The 1,929-nt window shown below is 65.6% G+C and carries 1 protein-coding gene and 1 pseudogene; one reads left to right on the forward strand and one right to left on the reverse strand.

Annotated features, from left to right (window positions below; genetic code table 11):
• The first annotated feature begins 163 nt into the window (after positions 1–163).
• Complete coding sequence (locus ACIRC0_RS39650) at positions 164–631, forward strand: hypothetical protein (protein ID WP_403627002.1); 468 nt, start codon at positions 164–166, stop codon at positions 629–631.
• Between the two features lie 4 nt (positions 632–635).
• On the opposite strand, the pseudogene ACIRC0_RS39655 reads toward ACIRC0_RS39650, so the two are convergent.
• Positions 636–1,756: pseudogene (locus ACIRC0_RS39655) on the reverse strand (IS630 family transposase).
• Positions 1,757–1,929 lie beyond the last annotated feature (173 nt).

Here is a 1,929-nt window from a genome sequence, read left to right on the forward strand (position 1 = left end):
TGAACTGCTGGACCGGCATCTGCACCACCTGCCACCAACCCCTGCCCAGCAGAACCACACCAAGATCAAGACAGACCTAACGGAGTCCTACTAGTGCTCTGACCGGGAAGGTTCACCGGGGTCAGTACGCTGAGTGAGGCTGTGGTGGGTGAGGAGGTCGGGCATGACGCGGAGACTGCCGATGGACGAGGCCGCGGGACTGCTTGAGGGCGAACTGGGATCAGGGCAGCGAGCGCTTGACGAGCTGGTCACGGAAGACTGCTGGCTTGCCTTCCTCCGGTTCGGCCGACGACTGTTCGACGTCCCGGACACACCCGACGCTGACGGTCTTCTATTCCAGTACGGGACCCACGCGTTCGGCGGTTCTCGAGAGTTCACGCTGGACCTCACCCGGCAGTTCGAGATCTCCGACAACGACGGTGATCACGACCATTACGTGCAGGTCCACTGCGAGCTCAGATACGGCCTCGCGCCCGCGCTGGAGGCCCTGGGAAGCTTCGACTCGTGGTTCTTCCACGATGCCGGAGACGATCTCGAAGAGTGGGTGCAAGGACTGACCGAGCGAGCGGCCTGGGCAACGATCCGCAGACTCAGGCCGACCGAGATAAGGGTGTATCAAGAGCAGGTGTAGTCGTTCAGGCTGCCATCGCGGTGCGACGCCCTCCCCAGCGAACACCCTTCTCACTGCGGATGCGGGCTCGTTCGCGTCGTTGGGCTGCGAGGACGTCGGGGTGGCGAGCGTTCTGGTTGCGCCAGCGCAGGTAGGCGTGCAGAGCTCGGGTCTGGACCGTGTGGTTGGGATGGTGCGAGTTGGCCAGGGTGAACTGCCGCAATGGTCCGAAGTGGGCTTCGATGGGATTGGCCCAGGACGCGTAAGTCGGGGTGAAGCACAGCTCGACCTTGTTCCGGGTCGCCCACCTGCGGATTCGCCGGTTCAGGTGGGCGGACAGGTTGTCGAGGATCACGTAGATGGGGGCGCCGTCCGGGCGGGCGGCGCGGATCGACCGCAGCGCGGCCCAGGTGTGGTCGATGCCCTTGCGGCGCCGATTGATCCCCCACATCTGGTCGTCGCCGACGGAATAGCAGTCATGGAAGTAGGTGATGCCGTGGGTGCGGCGGTAGGTCCCGGCAGCCGGTCTGGCCTGCCTTGTTCTGCCCAGCAGGAACCGGCGGTGGGGCGGATGCCCAACGGGCCGAACTCGTCGAAGGCGAACGTGCGGTCCGGCCGCTCGTTGACCGCGTACTCAATCCGGGCCAGCTTGGCGTCGAAGTCCGCATCAGGGGACTCCTTCCAGGTCTTCGTGCGCTGGAAAGAGATCCCGCGGCGGGCCAGTAAGCACCGCAGAGCCTCCCGGCCGATCCGGACGGGCCGGGCGATGTTCCTGCGCAGGTGATCGGCGAGCTTGCGGATGGACCAGCGAGAGAAGGGCTTGCCCAGCACGGTCGGGCGGGTGGTGGCCGTCTGGACGACGAAGTCCTCGTCGTCACGATCGAGAAGGCGGGGACGACCTCCCGCCCAACGAGGGTCCAGGCATGCGAGCCCGATCTCGTTGAACTTGTGAATCACGTCGCGGACGGTGTCCTCGTCCGCCTGGACCAGACGTGCTATGACCGGGACCGTGCTGCCGCCGGCCGAGGCCAGCAGCATCATCGCCCGCCGGAACCGCACCGAGCTGGTACTGCCTCGCCGGACGATGTGTCGGAGTTTCTGCCCCTCCTGCTCGGTCAACCCGCGAACCCGGACCGGTTGCGCCATCCCGCCTCCCCCCACTGCCCCGGGAAAGCATTACCAACCAGCACACGAGCAACCCGGCGAACCTTCCCGGTCACAGCACTAGTAGGGCTTGGTCAGGTTTGTCTGTGGGTGGCGTGTCTGCTTGCCGGCTGGCGTCGTTGTGGTGGTGTGACACCTGATGAGATGGCCACGGT

Source organism: Streptomyces sp. NPDC093984, assembly GCF_044764595.1.
In the GTDB taxonomy this organism is placed as follows: Bacteria; Actinomycetota; Actinomycetes; order Streptomycetales; family Streptomycetaceae; genus Streptomyces; species Streptomyces cynarae.

Coding starts and splice junctions, on each gene's coding strand:
- ACIRC0_RS39650 (WP_403627002.1), top strand. CDS start 164: ATGACGCGGAGACTGCCGATGGACGAGGCCGCGGGACTGCTTGAGGGC.